Origin of the sequence: Deinococcus alpinitundrae (genome assembly GCF_009982895.1) — a bacterium.
In the GTDB taxonomy this organism is placed as follows: domain Bacteria; phylum Deinococcota; class Deinococci; order Deinococcales; family Deinococcaceae; genus Deinococcus; species Deinococcus alpinitundrae.
The window spans coordinates 1-288 of the sequence record NZ_WXZL01000192.1 but is presented as its reverse complement, the minus strand read 5'-3'; the positions used below and the strand labels follow the sequence as shown (position 1 = coordinate 288).

General features: G+C 36.8%; 1 rRNA gene. It reads right to left on the bottom strand.

Annotated elements, in window-relative coordinates:
- Positions 1-76 (bottom strand): 16S ribosomal RNA (locus GUI70_RS25555); the annotation flags it as partial.
- Between the last annotated feature and the right edge of the window lie 212 nt (positions 77-288).

Below are 288 nucleotides of genomic sequence, written 5' to 3'. Positions count from 1 at the left end.
CGGAAGTTCGTTCGACTTGCATGTATTAGGCACGCCGCCAGCGTTCATCCTGAGCCAAGATCAAACTCTCATATTAAAATGATGAGTCTTTTTCAAGCTCATTAATTGTTTGTTTTTGCGAATTGACTTCGCATGTTTGTTCTCACTAAATCAATTTGATTTGCGAGTCCTCACACGATCGTTTGTCAAAATTTTGTTCAGTTTTCAAAGGTCTACCAGCGTTGTCGTATCAACGTTTATAACGTTTTTGACAACTATTTAAATATATCATCATGAGAATCAATTGTC